20 protein-coding genes are annotated in these 19,575 nt (G+C 56.9%); 14 read left to right on the forward strand and 6 right to left on the reverse strand.

Features of this window, described 5'->3' with window-relative positions; all coding sequences use genetic code 11:
* Nucleotides 1–152: 152 nt before the first annotated feature.
* From hpxU to katG, 10 genes are all read left to right on the forward strand, one after another.
* A complete protein-coding gene (gene hpxU / locus AC790_RS01790) occupies nt 153–992 on the forward strand; it encodes a MurR/RpiR family transcriptional regulator HpxU (RefSeq protein ID WP_049851199.1) in 840 nt (279 codons plus the stop codon).
* 192 nt (nt 993–1,184) lie between these two features.
* Nucleotides 1,185–1,970 carry a transporter substrate-binding domain-containing protein gene (locus AC790_RS01795; RefSeq protein ID WP_007887188.1) on the forward strand — a complete coding sequence of 262 codons (786 nt, stop codon included), beginning with the start codon at nt 1,185–1,187 and terminating at the stop codon, nt 1,968–1,970.
* A gap of 3 nt (nt 1,971–1,973) precedes the next feature.
* Complete coding sequence (locus AC790_RS01800) at nt 1,974–2,639, forward strand: amino acid ABC transporter permease (protein ID WP_007887186.1); 666 nt, start codon at nt 1,974–1,976, stop codon at nt 2,637–2,639.
* On the forward strand, nt 2,636–3,292 hold the full coding sequence (locus AC790_RS01805) for an amino acid ABC transporter permease (RefSeq protein WP_007887184.1): 657 nt from the start codon (nt 2,636–2,638) through the stop codon (nt 3,290–3,292). Before AC790_RS01800 ends, AC790_RS01805 begins: the two co-directional genes overlap by 4 nt.
* Nucleotides 3,273–4,004 carry an amino acid ABC transporter ATP-binding protein gene (locus AC790_RS01810; protein WP_007887180.1) on the forward strand — a complete coding sequence of 244 codons (732 nt, stop codon included), beginning with the start codon at nt 3,273–3,275 and terminating at the stop codon, nt 4,002–4,004. Before AC790_RS01805 ends, AC790_RS01810 begins: the two co-directional genes overlap by 20 nt.
* A gap of 21 nt (nt 4,005–4,025) precedes the next feature.
* Nucleotides 4,026–5,261, forward strand: a complete 1,236-nt coding sequence (locus tag AC790_RS01815) for an alanine--glyoxylate aminotransferase family protein (protein ID WP_049850749.1) — start codon at nt 4,026–4,028, stop codon at nt 5,259–5,261.
* Nucleotides 5,258–6,517, forward strand: coding sequence for an allantoate amidohydrolase (gene hpxK, locus AC790_RS01820; RefSeq protein WP_049850750.1), 1,260 nt, complete (start codon nt 5,258–5,260; stop codon nt 6,515–6,517). Before AC790_RS01815 ends, hpxK begins: the two co-directional genes overlap by 4 nt.
* Nucleotides 6,518–6,529: 12 nt before the next feature.
* Nucleotides 6,530–7,024, forward strand: a complete 495-nt coding sequence (uraD, locus tag AC790_RS01825) for a 2-oxo-4-hydroxy-4-carboxy-5-ureidoimidazoline decarboxylase (RefSeq protein ID WP_007887174.1) — start codon at nt 6,530–6,532, stop codon at nt 7,022–7,024.
* Nucleotides 7,021–7,356 (forward strand): hydroxyisourate hydrolase, encoded by a 336-nt coding sequence (gene uraH, locus AC790_RS01830; RefSeq protein WP_007887173.1) that lies wholly within the window; start codon nt 7,021–7,023, stop codon nt 7,354–7,356. The genes uraD and uraH overlap by 4 nt, the downstream gene beginning before the upstream one ends.
* 148 nt (nt 7,357–7,504) lie before the next feature.
* Nucleotides 7,505–9,703 carry a catalase/peroxidase HPI gene (gene katG / locus AC790_RS01835; protein ID WP_049850751.1) on the forward strand — a complete coding sequence of 733 codons (2,199 nt, stop codon included), beginning with the start codon at nt 7,505–7,507 and terminating at the stop codon, nt 9,701–9,703.
* 39 nt (nt 9,704–9,742) lie between these two features.
* Here the strand turns inward: katG and AC790_RS01840 are convergent, their stop codons facing one another.
* The 4 genes from AC790_RS01840 to AC790_RS01855 form a co-directional block, all read right to left on the reverse strand.
* Nucleotides 9,743–10,159, reverse strand: coding sequence for a type II toxin-antitoxin system HigA family antitoxin (locus tag AC790_RS01840; RefSeq protein ID WP_007887171.1), 417 nt, complete (start codon nt 10,157–10,159; stop codon nt 9,743–9,745).
* Nucleotides 10,156–10,467 (reverse strand): type II toxin-antitoxin system HigB family toxin, encoded by a 312-nt coding sequence (locus AC790_RS01845; RefSeq protein WP_007887170.1) that lies wholly within the window; start codon nt 10,465–10,467, stop codon nt 10,156–10,158. Before AC790_RS01845 ends, AC790_RS01840 begins: the two co-directional genes overlap by 4 nt.
* Nucleotides 10,468–10,597: 130 nt before the next feature.
* Nucleotides 10,598–11,368: an amidohydrolase gene (locus AC790_RS01850; protein WP_049850752.1), complete on the reverse strand. Its 771-nt coding sequence runs from the start codon at nt 11,366–11,368 to the stop codon at nt 10,598–10,600.
* Entirely contained in the window at nt 11,356–12,516 is a 1,161-nt protein-coding gene (locus AC790_RS01855) for a pyridoxal phosphate-dependent aminotransferase (protein WP_049850753.1), read from the reverse strand. The genes AC790_RS01850 and AC790_RS01855 overlap by 13 nt, the downstream gene beginning before the upstream one ends.
* A gap of 130 nt (nt 12,517–12,646) precedes the next feature.
* Between AC790_RS01855 and AC790_RS01860 the strand changes: the two genes are divergently transcribed.
* Genes AC790_RS01860 through AC790_RS01870 form a run of 3 tightly spaced genes read left to right on the forward strand, consistent with a single transcriptional unit; the run spans nt 12,647 to nt 14,485 of the window.
* Nucleotides 12,647–13,261 carry a methylthioribulose 1-phosphate dehydratase gene (locus AC790_RS01860; RefSeq protein WP_049850754.1) on the forward strand — a complete coding sequence of 205 codons (615 nt, stop codon included), beginning with the start codon at nt 12,647–12,649 and terminating at the stop codon, nt 13,259–13,261.
* A complete protein-coding gene (gene mtnC, locus AC790_RS01865; RefSeq protein ID WP_049850755.1) occupies nt 13,258–13,941 on the forward strand; it encodes an acireductone synthase in 684 nt (227 codons plus the stop codon). The genes AC790_RS01860 and mtnC overlap by 4 nt, the downstream gene beginning before the upstream one ends.
* Before the next feature lies 1 nt (nt 13,942).
* On the forward strand, nt 13,943–14,485 hold the full coding sequence (locus AC790_RS01870; RefSeq protein ID WP_049850756.1) for an acireductone dioxygenase: 543 nt from the start codon (nt 13,943–13,945) through the stop codon (nt 14,483–14,485).
* A gap of 179 nt (nt 14,486–14,664) precedes the next feature.
* Here the strand turns inward: AC790_RS01870 and mtnA are convergent, their stop codons facing one another.
* The gene (gene mtnA / locus AC790_RS01875) at nt 14,665–15,684 is read right to left on the reverse strand and encodes an S-methyl-5-thioribose-1-phosphate isomerase (RefSeq protein WP_049850757.1); all 1,020 of its coding nucleotides are present in this window, start codon (nt 15,682–15,684) and stop codon (nt 14,665–14,667) included.
* Nucleotides 15,685–15,789: 105 nt separating this feature from the next.
* On the opposite strand from mtnA, the gene mtnK reads away from it, so the two are divergent.
* Entirely contained in the window at nt 15,790–16,989 is a 1,200-nt protein-coding gene (gene mtnK, locus AC790_RS01880) for an S-methyl-5-thioribose kinase (RefSeq protein ID WP_049850758.1), read from the forward strand.
* 44 nt (nt 16,990–17,033) lie between these two features.
* Here mtnK and fadE read toward each other — a convergent pair whose 3' ends face one another.
* A complete protein-coding gene (gene fadE, locus AC790_RS01885; RefSeq protein WP_049850759.1) occupies nt 17,034–19,478 on the reverse strand; it encodes an acyl-CoA dehydrogenase FadE in 2,445 nt (814 codons plus the stop codon).
* Between the last annotated feature and the right edge of the window lie 97 nt (nt 19,479–19,575).

The raw sequence follows: 19,575 nt of genomic DNA on the forward strand, positions 1-19,575 counted from the left end.
GCAATAAATTGCGCCGCTACGGAATGTGCGGGTTTATGCGCACCTGGCAGATACTGCACAAAACTAAGCAAGAGCTGTTCCAGTTTTGGTCGGACATCAATCTGGATCGATTTATGCTAGCTTGTGGTGAAACGAAAGTTACAGGACCGATGATGAAACAACTTGATGAACGCCTTCGTAGTCACTATCCGCAATTGTCGCCGCAGGAGCAGCGCATTGCCGACTTCGTGTTTGACCATTTTGATGATCTGATCAGCTACAACAGCGCCGAACTGGCGCGGCTGAGCGGGGTGTCAAAGGCCACGGTGAGCCGTTTGTTCAAGCGTCTCGGTTACGAGAAATACAAGGACATGCGCGATGAGCTGCGCATCCTGCGCCAGAGCGGTATGCCGCTCACCGACAACCGCGATGCGGTGCAGGGCAACACCTTGCTGTCGCGCCACTATAAACAAGAGATGGCCAACCTGACTCAGTGGGTCAACAGCATCGATCCGCAGCAGTTCGGTGAAGTGATTGCGGCGCTGGGCGTGGCTAAACGAGTGTTTATCATCGGCATGCGTAACGCGTATCCGGTGGCGCTGCACCTGCGTCAGCAGCTGATGCAGGCGCGTCCGCAGGTGCATGTCCTGCCGCAGCCGGGCCAGACGCTGGGCGAAGAGCTGGTGGATATAACGCCGGAGGATATCGTAGTGGTGATGGCGTTTCGTCGCCGTCCACGCATCATTCGTCCGCTGATGCAGCAGCTACAGCAGAGCCACATTCCGGTGCTGGCGCTGTGTGAGCCGCAGGCGCAGGGCATCATTACGCTGGCGAGCTGGCAGCTGTGCGCACCGCTCGACAGCGTTTCCGCCTTTGACAGTTACGCCTCCGCCATGAGCCTGATTAATCTGCTGGCCAACGCCTTGCTACATGAAATGTTGTCGCAGGGGCGTCAGCGCATCCACCAAATCGCCGATCTTTATCAGCATCTCGACGAGCTGGAACACCGTTAACGGGCGCCATTATGGTGCATTGCACTGTTTTAGATCGTTAACTTCCACGGGCGCTATGCCCGTTTTTTTCGCCTTGTATTCAGTAAAACCTCAATTTTTCCGCTTTCTTTCCCTGACGCTGCGGTTGGCACATTAGTTGCAGAATGATTCATCAAGAATCTTTTGTTTCACATAAACTCACCGGGGTGCATAATGAAAAAAGTATTATTGGCGGTAGCGGGCGCGGCTTTGCTGATGGCGCAGGTCGGTAGCGCGATGGCCGATCAGTTGCAGGATATCCAGAAGCGCGGTGTGATTCGCGTAGCGGTACCGCAGGATTTCCCGCCGTTCGGCTCGGTGGGCACCGATTTGCAGCCGCAGGGCTACGATATCGATATGGCGAAGTACCTCGCCAAACAGATGAAACTGAAGTTGCAGCTGGTGCCGGTTTCCAGTGCCAACCGCGTACCGTATCTGCAAACCGATAAAGTCGATCTGGTGATCTCCAGCATGGGCAAAAACGCCGAGCGCGAAAAAGTGATCGATTTCACCCGCGCCTACGCGCCGTTCTTCCTTGGCGTGTTTGGTCCGAAAGGCGACACGCTGAAAGATGCGGCGGCGCTGAGCGGCAAATCCATCGGCGTAACGCGCGGTGCGGTAGAAGACATGGTATTGAGCGATATCGCGCCGAAAGAGGCGCAGGTGAAACGTTATGAAGATAACAACACCACGCTGTCAGCTTATCTCTCTGGCCAAGTGCAGTATGTCGCCACCGGTAACCTGGTGGTAGCCGCGATTGCGCGCCAGAACGCCGATAAAGCGCCGGTTGCTCAGTTCATGTTGAAAGATTCGCCGTGCTACATCGGCCTGAAAAAAGATGAGCCGGCGCTGAAAGAGAAAGTGAATGCGCTGATTGAGCAGGGCATCAAAGACGGCACGCTGAACAAGCTGTCGGAAGAGTGGCTGAAAGCGCCGCTGCCAGCCAACCTCGGCGCATAAAACATGGGGCAACTTAACTTTGCCGATCTCTGGCCACATTGGCCAGAGCTGCTGGCCGGGCTGTGGGTCACCGTTCAAATCACCGTGCTCGCCACCGTGGGCGGCGTTAGCCTCGGCATTCTCGGCGCGGCGTTGCGCAGCGGTAAACCGAGCTGGGCGAGCCGCCTCTGGGGCGTGTACGTTGAACTGATTCGTAATACGCCGTTTGTGGTGCAGCTGTTTTTTATCGTCTTTGGTTTGCCCAATCTTGGTCTGAAACTGACGGCGGGCGAAGCCGCACTGCTGGCGATGTTGATTAACCTCGGTGCCTACAGCACCGAAATTATTCGCGCCGGGATTCAGGTGACGCCGCGCGGGCAATGGGAAGCGGGGCGCGTGCTGGGCTTAACCCGTACGCAAACCTTTATCCGCGTGGTATTGCCGCCGTCGCTGCAGCGCATTTATCCGGCGCTGGTGAGCCAGTGCATCATTGTTATGCTCGGATCATCGGTGGTATCGCAGGTGTCGTATGAAGAGTTGACCTTCGCCGCCAACCTGATTCAGTCGCGCACCTTTTTGAGTTTTGAAGTCTATTTCGTGACCACGCTGATCTATCTGGCGTTGTCGATTGCCATGCGCCAACTGCTGCTGGCGCTGGGACGTAAATGGTTAGGAGCGCAGCCGGCATGACGACTTTTACCGACTGGGACATCCTGCGTAACCTGCTGCTGGCGGCGCGCTGGACAATTTTACTCTCGCTGGTGGCGTTTTTCGGCGGCACGCTGGTGACCTTGCCGCTGCTGTTTATGCGTTTGCTGAAACGCAAATGGCCAATGCGCCTGGTGCGCGCTTACACCGAGCTGTTTCAGGGCACGCCGCTGCTGATGCAGCTGTTCCTCGCCTTCTTCGGCGTGGGCCTGTTCGGCATCGACGTGGCACCCTGGACCGCCGCCTCGCTGGCATTAACGCTCTACACCAGCGCGTTTCTGGTGGATATCTGGTACGGCAGCATTCGCGCCTTGCCAAAAGGGCAATGGGAAGCGTCGCGCTGCCTCGGCCTGACCTTTGGTCAAACGCTGTTTCGCGTGGTGGCGCCGCAGGCGATTCGTATCGCCATCGCGCCCACGGTCGGTTTTGCCGTACAGGTGATTAAAGGCACCGCACTGGCGTCGATTATCGGTTTTGTCGAACTGACCAAAGCCGGCACCATTCTGAATAATGTGACGTATGAGCCCTTCAAGGTGTTTGGCCTGGTGGCGCTCGGTTACTTCCTGATGTGTTATCCGCTGTCGCGTTACAGCCAGTACCTGGAGAAAAAATTCAATGCCGCTCATCACCATTAATCAGGTACAGAAGTACTACGGCGACAACCATGTGCTGAAAGGGGTCGATCTCGACGTCGATCACGGCGAAGTGATCTCGATCATCGGTCGCAGCGGATCGGGCAAAAGTACCCTGCTGCGCTGCATGAACGGGCTGGAAGGCTATCAGGAAGGCAGCATCAAACTCGGCGGCATGACCATTACCGATCGCGAATCACAGGCGCGGGAAATCAGCCGTTCGGTTGGCATGGTGTTCCAGAACTTCAACCTGTTCCCGCACATGACGGCGCTGGAAAACGTGATGCTGGCACCGCGCCGCGTGCTGAAGAAAAGCGAAGCCGAATGCCGTGAACTGGCGACGCAGATGCTGGAGAAAGTTGGCCTCGGTGAGCGCATCAACTATTACCCAGCCAATCTGTCTGGCGGCCAGCAGCAGCGCGTGGCGATTGCCCGTGCGCTGGCGATGCAGCCTAAAGTTTTACTCTGTGATGAGATCACCTCAGCGCTCGATCCCGAGCTGGTAGGCGAAGTGCTGAAAGTGCTGGAGCAGCTGGCTGCCGAAGGCATGACGCTGATTCTCGTCACCCATGAAATGAACTTCGCCCGCGACGTGGGCGATCGCGTGGTCTTTATGCATCAGGGGCGCGTCTGGGAGCAGGGCGACAGTAAAACGCTGTTCGCCAATCCGCAAACCGCGGAGCTGAAGCAGTTTATCTCGACCGTGCGCCTCTAAGCTTTCAACAAGGAATACACCATGGATATCAGCCAATTTTCGCAAATCAATCCGCCACAGCGTCTGCTGATGGGGCCGGGCCCGATTAACGCCGATCCGCGCGTGCTGCGCGCCATGTCGAGCCAGCTGATTGGTCAGTACGATCCGGCGATGACGCACTACATGAATGAAGTGATGGCGCTGTACCGTGGCGTATTTCGCACTGAAAACCGCTGGACGATGCTGATCGACGGCACCTCACGCGCCGGGATCGAAGCGATCCTGCTGTCGGCGATCCGTCCAGGCGACAAAGTGCTGGTGCCAGTGTTCGGCCGTTTTGGTCATCTGCTGTGTGAAATTGCCCGTCGCTGCCGCGCGGAAGTGCACACCATTGAGGTGCCGTGGGGCGAAGTATTCACGCCGGATCAGATCGAAGATGCGATCAAAAAGGTACAGCCGCGCCTGCTGCTGACGGTGCAGGGCGATACCTCCACCACCATGCTGCAGCCGCTGGAAGCGCTAGGCGCAATTTGCCAGAAATATGGCGTGCTGTTTTACACCGATGCCACCGCGTCACTCGGCGGTAACGCGCTGGAGACCGATGCGTGGGGCCTCGATGCGGTCTCCGCCGGGATGCAGAAATGCCTTGGTGGACCGTCCGGCACCTCGCCGATCACCCTCAGTCCGCAGATGGAAGCGGTGATACGCAAGCGTAAGTGCGTGGAAGAGGGCATTCGCACCGCCGATCATCAGGATGGCGACGACGAGATGATCTACTCCAACTATTTCGATCTCGGCATGATCATGGATTACTGGGGCCCGGAGCGTCTTAATCACCACACAGAAGCCACCACCGCACTGTTTGGCGCGCGTGAATGTGCGCGTCTGATGCTGGAAGAGGGGCTGGATAACGGCATCGCGCGCCACCAGCTGCACGGCGATGCGCTGCTGAAAGGCATTCAGGGCATGGGCCTCGAAACCTTCGGCGACCTCAAACACAAAATGAATAACGTGCTCGGCGTGGTGATCCCGCAGGGCGTGAATGGCGATCAGGTACGCAAGCTGGTGCTGGAGGATTTCGGCATCGAAATCGGCACCTCCTTTGGTCCGCTGCACGGCAAAGTGTGGCGCATCGGCACCATGGGCTACAACGCGCGCAAAGATTGCGTGATGCAAACCCTGAGTGCGCTGGAAGCGGTGCTGAATCACGTGGGTTACCGCACCACGCAAGGTGCCGCGATGCAGGCGGCGTGGGATCTCTACGGGAGCCGCGCATGACACAAAGCCTGATGAGCGCCAGCGAGGCACAATCGGCCGCCGCGCGCGTCATGGTGCGCTGTGACACGTTAGCGGCGATCAGTGAGAGCGAAGAGGGGCTGACGCGCGTTTATCTGTCGCCGGAACAGCTGCGCGCTAACGCACGCGTTGCTGAGTGGATGCAGGCTGCGGGCATGACGACGTGGCAGGATGCGGTGGGCAACATCTGTGGCCGCTATGAAGCGACGCAGCCGGGCGCGCAGGCGCTGCTGCTCGGTTCTCACCTTGATACGGTACGCAATGCCGGTCGCTATGACGGCATGCTCGGGGTGTTAAGTGCTATCGAAACCGTGCAGTGGCTGCACGATCGTCAACAGCGTTTGCCGCTGGCGATTGAGATTGTCGGCTTCGGCGATGAAGAGGGCACGCGTTTCGGCATTACGCTGCTCGGCAGCCGTGGCATAACCGGCAGCTGGCCCGAAAGTTGGGTCACGCATCCCGATGGCAATGGCATCACCGTGGCGGAAGCGATGCAGGATGTCGGTTTCGATGCGGCAAAAATCCTCGACGCGGCGCGCGATGTGAATGACATCGCGGCCTATCTGGAGCTGCATATTGAGCAAGGTCCGTGTCTCGAGCAGGAAGATTTGGCGCTCGGCGTGGTCACCGCGATTAACGGCGCGCGTCGTCTGAACTGCAGTTTTATCGGAGAAGCCGGTCACGCCGGCACCGTGCCGATGACGCATCGCAAAGATGCGCTGGCCGCCGCTGCCGAATGGATGGTGTTTATCGAACACACCACCGCCGAGCACGACCCGCAGCTGGTGGCGACGGTCGGTACGCTGAGCTGTTTACCGGGCGCGGTGAACGTTATCCCCGGCGAGGTACAGCTGTCGCTTGACGTGCGCGGCCCGCAGGATGAGCCGCTAGAGCGCCTGCTCTCGACGCTGCTGACTCAGGCGCAGGCGATTGCGCTGCGTCGCGGCTTAACCTTTAGCGCTAACGAGTATTACCACATTGCCGCAACGGCCTGCGATGCACGTCTGCAGCAGGCGTTGAGCCACGCGGTGGAAACCGTGCAAGGGCGCAGCCTGTCGCTACCGAGCGGCGCGGGCCACGATGCGATTGCCATCGCCGAACGCTGGCCGGTGGGGATGTTGTTTGTGCGTAATCATCGCGGTATTAGCCATCATCCGGCGGAATCGGTGCAGGCTGAGGATGTGGCGCTCGGCGTGCAGGCTTATCTGCAAGCGGTGTGCGACATCGCGCGTGCATAAAGGAGCAGCAATATGGATTTGGTAAGCTTCAATCAGTTGCCACCGGAAGCCGCGCAGGCGGCGATTGCGCACTGCGTGGCGATTCCGGCCTGGCAGCAGGCGCTGGTGGCTGCGCGACCTTTTGCCAATGTGGCGGCGCTGCAGGAAACCGCCGATCGTCTGGCGCAGTTGTGGCAGGCCGATGCGTTGACGCAGGCGCTGAGCGCTCATCCACGTATTGGCGATAAGGTGGCGGGCGCGAATAAAGAGGCGGCGCTATCGCGCAGTGAGCAATCGGCGATGCAGCAGGCCAACGGTGCGCTGCAGCTGGCGATGCTGGCGGGCAATCAAACCTATGAGCAGCGTTTTGGCCGGGTGTTTCTGATTCGCGCCAAAGGGCGCAGCGGCGAGGAGATGCTGGCTGAACTGCAGCGCCGGTTGAACAATGATGCACAGAGCGAACAGCGTGAAGCGCTGACGCAGCTGCGCGAAATTACCCTGTTACGGCTGAAGGAAAGCATCACATGAGCACCATTACTACCCATATTCTCGATACCGCGCTGGGCAAACCGGCGATTGGCGTCGCGGTTTCCCTGGAGCAAAACAGCCCGGAAGGGTGGCTGCCGCTGGTGGAAGGCGAAACTGACAGCGATGGGCGCATCAAAGATCTGACACCCGAACCGCTCGCACCAGGCCACTATCGTTTGACCGCGGAGATTGGCGACTACTTTGCTGCCGAGGGGCGCGATGCGCTGTACGTCAGCGCGCAAATCGATTTCGTGATTGGTACCACGGGCAGCCATTATCATCTGCCGTTTCTCATCTCGCCGTGGTCGTGGTCGACCTATCGCGGTAGCTAATTTGCCGTTTTGCGCGGCACGTCACACGGCTGCGCTTGAAAGCCAGCAACTATCAAAACCTTCGGTTCATCCAAATATATTCTTGGCTTAAGTGCGGCTAATCTTAGTCGCATAATAGAAAGCAATGTGAAGCCAATGGAGCCGAAAAATGAGCACGCACGACAATAACGATAATGCAGCAGCCTCAGGTAAATGCCCCTTTCATCACGGGGCGTCAGAAGAGAAAAGTGTTTTAGCACGCGGTGCCGGTAGCGGGACATCTAACCGCGACTGGTGGCCTAATATGCTGCGTGTCGATCTGTTAAACCAGCACTCCAACCGTTCCAACCCGCTCAGTGACAACTTCAACTACCGCGATGAATTCAGCAAGCTCGATTACTCCGCGTTAAAAGCCGACATCCGCGCGATTCTCACCGATTCGCAATCCTGGTGGCCAGCCGACTGGGGCAGCTATATTGGGCTGTTCATTCGCATGGCGTGGCACAGCGCGGGTACTTATCGCACTATCGATGGTCGCGGTGGTTCAGGCCGTGGTCAGCAGCGTTTTGCGCCGCTTAACTCATGGCCGGATAACGTCAGCCTCGATAAAGCGCGTCGCCTGCTGTGGCCGGTGAAACAAAAATACGGTCAGAAAATTTCCTGGGCCGATCTCTATATTCTGGCGGGTAACGTGTCGCTGGAAAACGCCGGCTTCCGCACCTTCGGCTTTGGTGCCGGTCGTGAAGACGTGTGGGAACCGGATATGGATGTGGATTGGGGCCACGAAACCGAATGGCTGGCACATCGCCATCCGGAAGCGCTGGCCAACGCCCCGTTGGGCGCCACCGAAATGGGCCTGATCTACGTTAACCCGGAAGGTCCGGAAGCCAGCGGCGATCCAAAATCCGCTGCACCGGCCATTCGTGCCACCTTCGGCAATATGGGTATGAACGACGAAGAGATCGTGGCGCTGATCGCCGGCGGCCATACTTTGGGTAAAACCCACGGCGCGGCAGCAGCCAGCCACGTTGGCGTTGATCCGGAAGAGTCACCGATTGAAGCGCAGGGCCTTGGCTGGAGCAGCAGCTACGGCAGCGGCGTGGGTAAAGATGCCATCACTTCTGGCCTGGAAGTGGTCTGGACGCAAACGCCAACGCAGTGGAGCAATTACTTCTTCGAGAACCTGTTCAAATATGAATGGGTGCAGACGCACAGCCCAGCTGGCGCGATTCAATTCGAAGCGGTGGATGCCGAAGCGATTATCCCGGATCCGTTTGATCCTGAGAAAAAACGCAAACCCACCATGTTGGTGACCGACCTGACGCTGCGTTTCGATGAAGAGTTCGGCAAGATCTCGCGCCGCTTCCTCAACGATCCGCAGGCGTTTAACGAAGCCTTTGCTCGCGCCTGGTTCAAACTGACGCACCGTGATATGGGGCCAAAAGCGCGTTACATTGGTCCGGAAGTGCCGAAAGAAGATCTGATCTGGCAGGATCCGTTACCGCAGGCCATTCATCAGCCTACGCCGGCGGATATCAGCGACATCAAAGCGCGCATTGCCGCTTCAGGCTTGAGCGTCAGTCAGCTGGTTTCTGCCGCCTGGGCTTCAGCATCGACCTTCCGCGGGGGTGACAAACGCGGTGGCGCCAACGGCGCACGTCTGGCATTAGCCCCGCAAAACGGTTGGGCCGTTAACGCCAGCGTTATTTCCGATGTGCTGCCAACCCTGCAGAAGATTCAGCAGGAATCGGGCAAAGTTTCACTGGCTGACGTCATTGTGCTGGCGGGCAGCGTGGGTATCGAGCTGGCCGCTGCCGCTGCGGGTGTCGCGACACAAGTGCCGTTTACGCCGGGCCGCGTCGATGCGCGTCAGGATCAAACCGACGTCGAGTCGTTCAACTTCCTGCAACCGCTGGCCGACGGTTTCCGTAACTATCGTCGTAGTGCGAAAGGTTCCTCAACCGAAACCCTGCTGCTGGATAAAGCGCAGCAGCTGACGCTGAGTGCGCCAGAACTGACGGCATTACTGGGGGGTTTACGCGTATTGGGCACCAACTTCGATGGCGGCCAGCACGGCGTGTTCACCGATCGCGTTGGCGTGCTGAGCAACGACTTCTTCGTTAATCTGCTCGACATGCGTACCGCATGGAAAGCCACCGATGAGAGCGAAGAGCTGTTTGAGGGCCGTGATCGTCTGACGGGAGAAGTGAAGTTCAGCGCTACGCGTGCCGACTTAGTGTTTGGTTCGAATGCTATTTTGCGCGCTCTGGCAGAAGTGTACGCCAGCAGCGATGCCAAGCAGAAGTTCGTGGCCGACTTCGTCGCCGCCTGGACGAAAGTGATGAATCTGGATCGGTTCGAGCTGTAATCAATCAAGCCGCAGCGAAATACGCTGCGGCTTTTGTCTTTAATCTTCGCGAAACGCCTCGAACGGCAGATTGAAACGTTTAGCCAATGCGGCCTTATGTTTATCCGTTAACTTGCGCTCTCCTTTCAGAATACGATTCACATAAGATCGCTGACCAATCTCATTCACAAAAGATGATTGGTTGAGATGATGCTGATCCATTAACACCCGCAATAATGCAACACCGCCAGCCAATGTATTGATACGTTTATTGAATTCTGAAAACTCGGAGGCGGAATCCTCATATTTCGCAACTTTATCAGCCAGCATTTCAATCAGCGGATGGGCAGGATGATGTTCAATCAAATACTCCACCAGCTCCAAAGCCTGCTCGTAATCAGCTTCTGATTGACTTCCACCCAGAAGCGGAACCGCTTTGATCAGATTATTGGAGGCCTGAATGGCTTCGGCGATCATTCTTTATTCTCCCGATAATGCTTAACCACTTTGTCATACTCAGCATGGGTCACTATGTGTTTGATAAAAATCCGTTGGGCAATGAAGTCCGCAAAAAACATCACTCTGAGATTATTCCCGCCGACGTTAATCACCCACCATTTGGCTCGGTATTTCATTCGATCAAGACTTGGAAAAATAGCTTTTAGCGCATCGGGATCGATGAAAACGTTGCCATTTAAGGTTCTGTAAGTGGCATCCAATGCTGCTGCATCATTTGGAAATCTCCGTGTCGCTTCAGTGAACACTCTCCTTGAGATAACGTGCATCATTCCCTCGACATGTTCCAACATGGAAACATCATAGCGCAGAGCTGCAATGTTTCCAAGCAGGAAACTCGATGGCACATAGATAGCGTTGAGAAGGGGATTTGCCGCGCAGTGTTTGCGCGGCAAAGAATTACTTCAAGGTGTAAGCATCCGCATCACGCCACGCCGGGAAGCGTTCGCGGTAGGCTTGTAGCTCTTCCAGTGACAGCTCCGCGTCGAGGCGTGCGCGCGCAAAGGGCTCGCCGGCGGCCAGAATCTCACCCTGTGGCGAAATAATGCGGCTATCGCCGCTGTATTGATGTTTATTGCCATCGCTGCCAACGCGGTTGCAGCCGGCGACGTAAGCCTGGTTTTCAATCGCACGCGCCAGCAGTAGCGACTGCCAATGCAGCGCACGCGGCGCTGGCCAGTTGGCGACATACAGTGCCAGATCGTAATCATTGTGATTACGCGAAAACACCGGGAAGCGCAGGTCGTAACAAATTTGCGGCAGAATGCGCCAGCCGCGCCACTCAAACACTTCGCGCGTTGCGCCCGCCACATAGTGCTGATGTTCATTGGCCATGCGGAACAGATGGCGTTTGTCGTACTGATGCACCGTGCCGTTGGGTTCCACCAGCAGGAAACGGTTTACCGCGCCTTTTTCTGTCTGAATCGCCGCACTACCTCCAACTAAGGCATTGCTGGATTGCGCGTGCGCATGCAACCACGCCACTACCTCATCCTGCGGCAGCGAGCTTTCGGCGGCTTCCATGGCAAAACCGGTGGTGAACATCTCCGGTAGCAGAATGATGTCGCGGCCTTCAATCCCCTTCAGCACACCGTCAAAATGGCGCAGGTTGGCGGCGCCATCCATCCAGCTCAGCGTTTCCTGCAGCACGGTAATTTTCAAAGCTGACATAAGCGCTCCGCAGCGGCGTCGAGCGTCGCTTCCTGTTTGGCAAAGCACAGGCGAATCAACTTGTGCGGGAAAGGTTCGGCGCAGAATACCGACAGCGGAATCGCCGCCACGCCAACCTCTTTGGTCAGCAGCTGGCAGAAACTGACATCGTCCAGATCGGAAATCGCGCTGTAATCCACTAGCAGGAAGTAGGTGCCTTCACACGGCAACACGTTGAAACGGCTGGTGGAGAGCGCCTTAATCAGCCGATCGCGGCGTGCGCGATAGAATTCAGACAGCTCGCGATAGTGTTCGGGCTGCTGGCGCAGCATATCGGCAATCGCCAGCTGTGCCGGTGTATTCACGGAGAAGGTCAAATACTGATGCACTTTGCGGATTTCCGCGCTGAGGGCGGCGGGTGCGATGCAATAACCGACTTTCCAGCCGGTCATGTGGAAGGTTTTACCAAATGAGGATACCGCAATCGCGCGCTGGCGCAGGTCGGCATGCGCTAATACGCTGGCGTGCCCCGCTTCTACGAAGCAGATGTGCTCATAGACTTCATCGCTCAGCACATAGATTTCCTGATCGGCAATGGCCTGCCAGAGTTCGGCATAATCACTTTTGCGCCAAACGGTGGCGGAAGGATTGTGCGGCGTATTCAGAATCACCAGCCGGGTTTTGGCGCTTAGCAGGCTGCGGAATGCTGACCAATCCACGCGAAACTCAGGGGGTTGTAGCGCAATGCGTTTCAACACGCCGCCGGCGAGCTGAACAGCAGGTGCGTAGCTGTCATAGCTTGGGTCGAAGCAGATCACTTCATCACCCTGGCGTACCAGCGCGGTGATCGCCGCATAGAGCGCTTCGGTGGCGCCCGCCGTCACGGTAATGTCGCTGTTAACGTCGGGCGAGTGGCCGTAAAGTTCGGCGGTTTTCTCAACAATCGCCTCACGCAGTGGCAGTGTGCCGATCATCGGTGCATATTGGTTCGCGCCCTGGCTAACGTGATAAGCCAGACGCTCTTGCAGATAGCGTGGACCGTCGAAGTCGGGAAAGCCCTGCGAGAGATTGATGGCGTTGTGCTGCTGCGCGAGCGCGCTCATTTGCGTAAAAATAGTGGTGCCGAGCGCCGGTAGTTTGCTCTCGGGGATCAGGTTGTGCTGCGTCATTATTTGTGGCCTTAAGCGCGAATGTCGTTGCGGAGAAACCCTGTGTTGCTGCCACTATAAACAGGATGTTAATATTTGGCAATCGAGACGCTTAGACGTCTAAACTAACCTGCGGAGCCTGTATAGCGCTATGACGGATTTTCTCCCACTGGAACATTTAGTGGCCGCCTGTCACTGGATTGGTGGTAAAGGCTGGGCGCCCGCCACCGGCGGTAATATGTCGGTGCGACAGGATGCGGAATATTGCCTGTTGAGTGCGTCCGGCAAAGATAAAGGCAGCCTGACGCGTGATGACTTTATGCAGGTGGAGATCGCCACCAACGCGGTGCCATCGGGACGCACCCCATCGGCGGAAACCGGTCTGCATACCTTGATTTATCGTCTCTTCCCCCAGGCTGGCGCGGTATTGCATACCCACAGCGTTAACTCCACCGTGCTGTCGCGCGTTGATCAGAGCGATGCACTGCTGCTCAGTGGCTATGAGATGCAAAAAACGCTGGCTGGTCAGCATTCTCACCTCAATACCGTCGCTATTCCGTTGTTTGATAACGATCAGAATATTGATGCGCTGGTCGAGCGTATCGCCGCCTTTGCCGCACACTCGCCGCTGCAATATGGCTTTCTGCTGCGCGGTCACGGTCTGACCTGTTGGGGCAAGGACGTGAACGAAGCGCGCCGCCATCTGGAAGGGCTGGAATTCCTGTTTGCTTGTGAACTGCAACGTCGCCTGCTGGAGGCAAAATGATCCGCGCCATTGTTACCGATATTGAAGGCACCACCAGTGATATCCAGTTCGTCCACACGGTGCTGTTTCCCTATGCACGTCAGCATTTAGCCGCCTTTGTGCGCGAGAATGAGGCCGATGCAGGCGTGGCTGCGGCACTCAACGCGGTGCGGGAAGAGTCGGGAAGTACGCAGGCCTCGCTCGACGAACTCATCACTACGTTAATTGGCTATATCGATCAGGATCGTAAGTCGCCGGGCTTGAAGGCGTTGCAAGGCATGATTTGGCGAGCCGGTTACCTTGAGGGCCAGTTTACCGGCCACCTTTATCCGGATGTGCTGCCAGCTTTGCAGCGCTGGCAGCAGCAGGGCCTTGGCCTGTATGTATATTCCTCGGGATCGATCGCCGCGCAAAAACTGTTATTTGGTTACAGCGATGAAGGTGATTTAACCTCGCTGTTTAGCGGCTATTTTGATACCGGCGTGGGCGCGAAACGTGAAACGCAGTCGTATCGCAACATCGCTGAAAAAATTGGCCTTACACCCGACGCCATCCTGTTCCTGTCGGATATTCATCAGGAACTAGACGCGGCGGCACAAGCAGGCTGGCACACGGTGCAGTTAATTCGTGGCGCGGCGGATAACGTTAGTCGTCATCATCAGGTAAATGATTTTTCACAGATTAAACCGGAGTCGATTTAACATGAGTGCATTGACCATTTTTACCGATACCGAAGCCAATCAGCCGGTGTGGCACAGTACCGATGCAGCAGCTATTCGCGATCGCCTTAACGCTAAAAACGTGCGTTTTGAGCGTTGGGAAGCGGATCGTGATCTGGGCGTTGATCCCGATTCTGAGACGGTGATTAAGGCTTATCAGCATGCGATTGATCGCCTGGTCGCCGAGAAGGGCTATCAAAGCTGGGACGTGCTGAGCATGCGCGCGGATAATCCGCAGAAAGAGGTGCTGCGCACTAAGTTTCTCAATGAACATACCCACAGCGAAGACGAAGTGCGCTTTTTCGTTGAAGGTTCAGGACTGTTTTGTCTGCATCTCGATGGCGAGGTTTATCAGATTCTGTGCGAGAAAAATGATCTGATTTCCGTACCTGCTGGCACCGCGCACTGGTTTGATATGGGCTCTGAGCCGCACTTCACTGCAATTCGTATTTTTGACAATCAGGAAGGCTGGGTGGCGAATTTCACCGGTGACCAGATTGCCGATGCGTATCCGCGTTTGGCGTGATTTTGAGTGTACTTTGCGAGCTAGATTGTGCTCGCTGTCCCCCTCCTCGGTCCTCCCCCATAAATGGAGGAGGATGACGCTGCTGTATGTCAGTGCTGAAGCTGCATGTGGCAGCGTCTCCTTCCCCCATTTATGGGGGAAGGTCGGGATGGGGGACTGCCAGCACAATCCAGCCTACCTCAAGGCAAAAATATCCCTTCCTGAACCTGTGCAGGTGTCACCACTCCGGTATCCAGCACCCAACCGCTAATCAGCGCCGCAGGCGTTACATCAAACGCCGGGTTATACACCGCTGCGTTTTCGGGCGCCCACTGCACGCTGCCAAAACTGCCTGACACGCCGGTCACTTCGCTGGCGGCGCGTTGTTCAATCGGTATCGCGGCGCCATTAGGGCACAGACGATCGAGCGTGGTATGCGGCGCTGCCACATAAAACGGAATGCCGTGATACTGCGCCAGCACGGCCAGGCTGTAAGTACCAATCTTGTTTGCTACATCGCCATTGGCGGCGATGCGATCTGCACCGACCCAAATGGCATCTACCGCGCCGCGCGCCATTAAGCTGGCGGCCATCGAATCAGTAATCAACTGGTAAGGAATGTTGAGCTCACCGAGTTCCCATGCGGTTAAACGGCCGCCTTGCAGCAGCGGTCGGGTTTCATCAACCCAGACATTTTTCACCAAACCTTGCTGATGGGCATAGGCGATCACGCCCAGCGCGGTGCCCACCCCCGCTGTCGCCAGACCGCCGGTATTACAATGGGTTAGCAACTGGCTGCCCGGTTTCACTAGCGTGCTACCGGCGCGGGCGATGTTGTCACACAGCTGTTTATCTTCGGCCACCAGCCGCAGCGCCTCAGCGCTTAACGCTGCGACAAAATCGTTCTCCGCCAGCGCCACTTTCATGCGATCCAGGTTATTCATCAGGTTCACCGCCGTTGGGCGGGCGGCACGCAGAACCTCCAGAGCGGCAGCTAATTCCACCCGCGTTGTCCCCTGTTCGCCAAGCAGCGCCAGCAGCAAACTGGCGGAGAGGCCAATCAGCGGGGCACCGCGCACGCGCAGGGCATGAATATGCTCAACCAGCTGCGCAACGCTGTGCGCAGGCAGCCAGTTTTGTTGTTGTGGCAGCGCCTGCTGGTCAAGGATCCACAGCTGGTTATCGCGGACCTCAAGGCTGGTGGTTCGAAGTGTTTGCATTGTGTGAAATCCCTGTTGCCTTAATGCTGGCTATTGTGCCAACATGCGTAACGGATGTATAGACGTCTGAACGGCTTATTACTGTCGAAACACGAGGAAAAAGCAATGTCGCAATACCGTACGTTCACCGCTGCCGATGCTGTGGAATATGCTAAAAAATTTGGCAGCGTGGACGATCCGTCAGCGCTGGTGAGCGCCGAGGAGATCGGTGACGGCAATCTCAACCTGGTGTTTAAAATCTTCGACAACCAAGGCCGCAGCCGCGTAGTGGTAAAACAGGCGCTGCCGTATGTGCGTTGTGTGGGCGAATCCTGGCCGCTCACGCTCGATCGCGCACGGCTGGAAGCGCAAACGCTGATTGAGCACTATAAACATTGCCCACAGCACACCGTTAACGTCACCCATTACGATGCAGAATTAGCGGTAATGGTGATGGAAGATCTCTCCACTCATCGTATCTGGCGTAGCGAGCTGGTGAACGGCGCTTACTATCCACAAGCAGGGCGCCAGCTGGGGGAGTATCTGGCGCAGACGCTGTTCCATACTTCTGATTTTTTCCTGCATCCGCACCGGAAAAAAGCCGAAGTAGCGCGTTTCATTAATCCGGAAATGTGTGAAATCACGGAAGACTTGTTCTTCAACGATCCTTTTATTGACCACGAGCGCAACAAGTATCCTGCCGCGCTGGAGTCGCTGGTGGTCAGCCTGCGCAGCGATGATGCATTAAAAATCGCTGTTGCGGGCCTCAAGCACCGCTTCTTTGCCGATGCCGAAGCTCTCCTGCACGGCGACGTGCACAGCGGCTCCATCTTTGTGGCGGATGGCAGTCTGAAAGTCATTGATGCAGAGTTCGGCTACTTCGGGCCGATTGGTTTTGATGTCGGCAGCGCGATTGGCAACCTGCTGATTAACAACTGCTGCTTGCCGGGCCTGCTGGCACCGCGTGAAGCGGCAGAAGGGCGCGAACGTCGTCTTAGTGATGTGCAGGATGTCTGTAACCAATTTGCCAATCGTTTCCTTGAGCTGGCCAAAGCGAAAACCAGTGATGTGGCGCTGGCCTATCCGGGCTATGCCGAATCCTTCCTGCGTAAGGTATGGCGCGATACCATTGGTTACTGCGGGACCGAATTGATTCGTCGTACCGTGGGGATGTCGCATGTCACGGACTTTAAACAGATTAACGATGACACGATGCGCACCGAGTGCATTCGCAGCTGTATAACGCTAGGACGTACGCTGATTTTGGCTGCCGATCATGTTGCCGATGTTGACGCATTAATTGCGCGTATTCGGCAGGCGGGATAAAGCGATCGCCATAAAAAAAGCCTCCGCATGGAGGCTTTTTTATTTTATGCCGCTTCGCTGGTGCGCGAACGGGGTTTACTCTGCGGCTTTGGCACCGCCAGCGCTTCCGGCGCAAAGTCATCGACATTGATGGCTTTCAGGCGACTGGCTTCGGCGCGAATCAGCACTTGTGCTTCGCTTTCATCAATCCAACCCTCCTGCAAAGCACGCTGCGCCAGCGCATCCAGTCGGGTGAACGACAGGTGTTTTTTCTGCTGCTGGCACAGACGATCGTGAATCACTTCAGCCGCCATCACATCCTGCAGCGCTTGCTCCAGTTGACCCGCCGGATTGTGCGCGCTCGGTGCCAGATACTGACCGCGACCTAAACGGGTGCGCGTGGCGGAGGGCAGCTGCAGCAGTTTCGCCAACTGATGATCGAGCTTGTCAGACGGCGCTGGGCAATGATGTCCACCCGCGAAGATCACCAGACGCAGCGCGCCGGCAACCAGGCGATTTGGGAAGTTGCGCAGCAGATCATCCATCGCCACTTCGGCCTGATGCAAGGCATCCTGCACGCCCCAATGCACCAGCGGCAAGTCAGCGGCATTACGGCCTTCATCGTCATAGCGTTTCAGCGTGGCCGAGGCGAGATACATCTGGCTCAGTACATCGCCAAGGCGCGCGGAGATGCGTTCGCGACGCTTCAGGCTGCCGCCCAATACCGCCATCGATACATCCGACAGCAGCGCGAGGTTGGCGCTTAAACGGTTGAGATGCTGATAGTAGCGGCGCGTGGCATCGCGGGTCGGCGTGGCGCTGGTGCGGCCGCCGGTTAAGCCTAGCCACAGGCTGCGCACTTTGTTACTGCCGACGTGGCCGATGTGGCTGAACAGCGCGCGGTCAAAGGTCACCAAATCGTTTTTCGCTGCGGCATTCATCTCTTCCAGTACCCACGGATGGCAGCGGATGGCGCCCTGGCCGAAGATGATCATGCTGCGCGTCAGAATATTCGCGCCTTCCACGGTGATAGCGATGGGAGCGCCCTGATAAGCTCGCGCCAGGAAGTTATTTTCGCCGAGCATAATCCCTTTACCGCCGGCAATATCCATCGCATCGATAATGGTGCGCTGGCCGCGATGGGTGCAGTGATACTTCACAATCGCCGACAGCACCGCCGGTTTTTCTCCCAGCATAATGCCGCTGGTGATCAGCGTAGCCGCGGCGTCCATCACATAAGCATTACCGGCAATGCGCGCCAGCGGTTCTTCAATTCCTTCCATTTTACCGATGGAGACTTTGAACTGACGACGAATATGCGCATAGGCGCCGGTTGCCAGCGCAATACTTTTCACGCTGCCGGTGGAGTTCGAAGGCAGCGTAATGCCGCGACCCACTGACAGGCACTCCACCAGCATGCGCCAGCCTTGACCGGCCATCGACGGGCCGCCAATGATGAAATCAATCGGCACGAAAATGTCTTTACCGCGCGTCGGACCATTCTGGAACGGCACGTTAAGCGGGAAGTGGCGCTGACCAATCTCCACGCCAGGCGTGTGGGTCGGAATCAGCGCGCAGGTGATGCCGAGCTCTTCAGTATTGCCCAGCAGATGATCCGGGTCGGAAAGTTTAAATGCCAGGCCAAGCACGGTGGCAATCGGTGCCAGCGTGATATAGCGCTTGTTCCAGGTGAGACGCATGCCCAGCACCTGCTGACCTTGCCACTCACCCATGCACACTACGCCGGTATCGGGAATCGCCCCGGCATCGGAACCCGCTTCCGGGCTGGTCAACGCAAAGCAGGGAATCTCATCACCGCGTGCCAGACGCGGCAAGTAGTGATCTTTCTGCTCGTCGGTGCCGTAATGCTGCAGCAGTTCGCCTGGGCCAAGCGAGTTTGGTACGCCAACGGTGATCGCCAGAATGCCGGAGACGCCGGCCAGTTTCTGCAGCACGCGTGCTTGCGCATAGGCTGAGAACTCCAGGCCGCCATACTCTTTCTTGATGATCATGGCGAAGAAGCGATGCTGCTTGAGATAGGCCCACAGCTCCGGCGGCAGATCGGCCATTTCATGGGTGATTTCGAAGTCGTTCGCCATGCGGCACGCTTCTTCTACTGGACCATCAATAAAGGCTTGTTCCTCTTCCGTCAGACGCGGTTGCGGATAGTTGTGCAGCTTCTGCCAGTCCGGTTTACCGCGGAACAGATCGCCTTCCCACCAGGTGGTGCCTGCATCAATCGCCTCCTTTTCAGTGCGCGACATCGGCGGCATCACTTTCTGGAAGCTGCGCAGTGCCGGCTTGGAGAACAGGCTACGGCGCATCGCTGGCAGGTTAAACGGCAGCAGAATGATCGCCAGGGGGACCAGCAGCCACGGCGTCCACACGCCAGCGGCCGCCAGCGCGCCGGTCCACAGCAGCAAAATCACGCTGCTGAGCAGCAGGGAGATTTGGTGATAGAACAAGACGCTAAGCAAAATTAGCGTCGCAAGAATTGAGGCAACCAACATAATGAACCACTCCATAAGTAGTAAGAGGTCTGACCTGTTATGGGTGTAGGTTTAGAATATGGGGCAAAATTTATCAATCTGTTTACATCGCAATTAC

Origin of the sequence: Pantoea sp. RIT-PI-b (genome assembly GCF_001187905.1) — a bacterium.
Lineage (GTDB): Bacteria > Pseudomonadota > Gammaproteobacteria > Enterobacterales > Enterobacteriaceae > Pantoea > Pantoea nemavictus.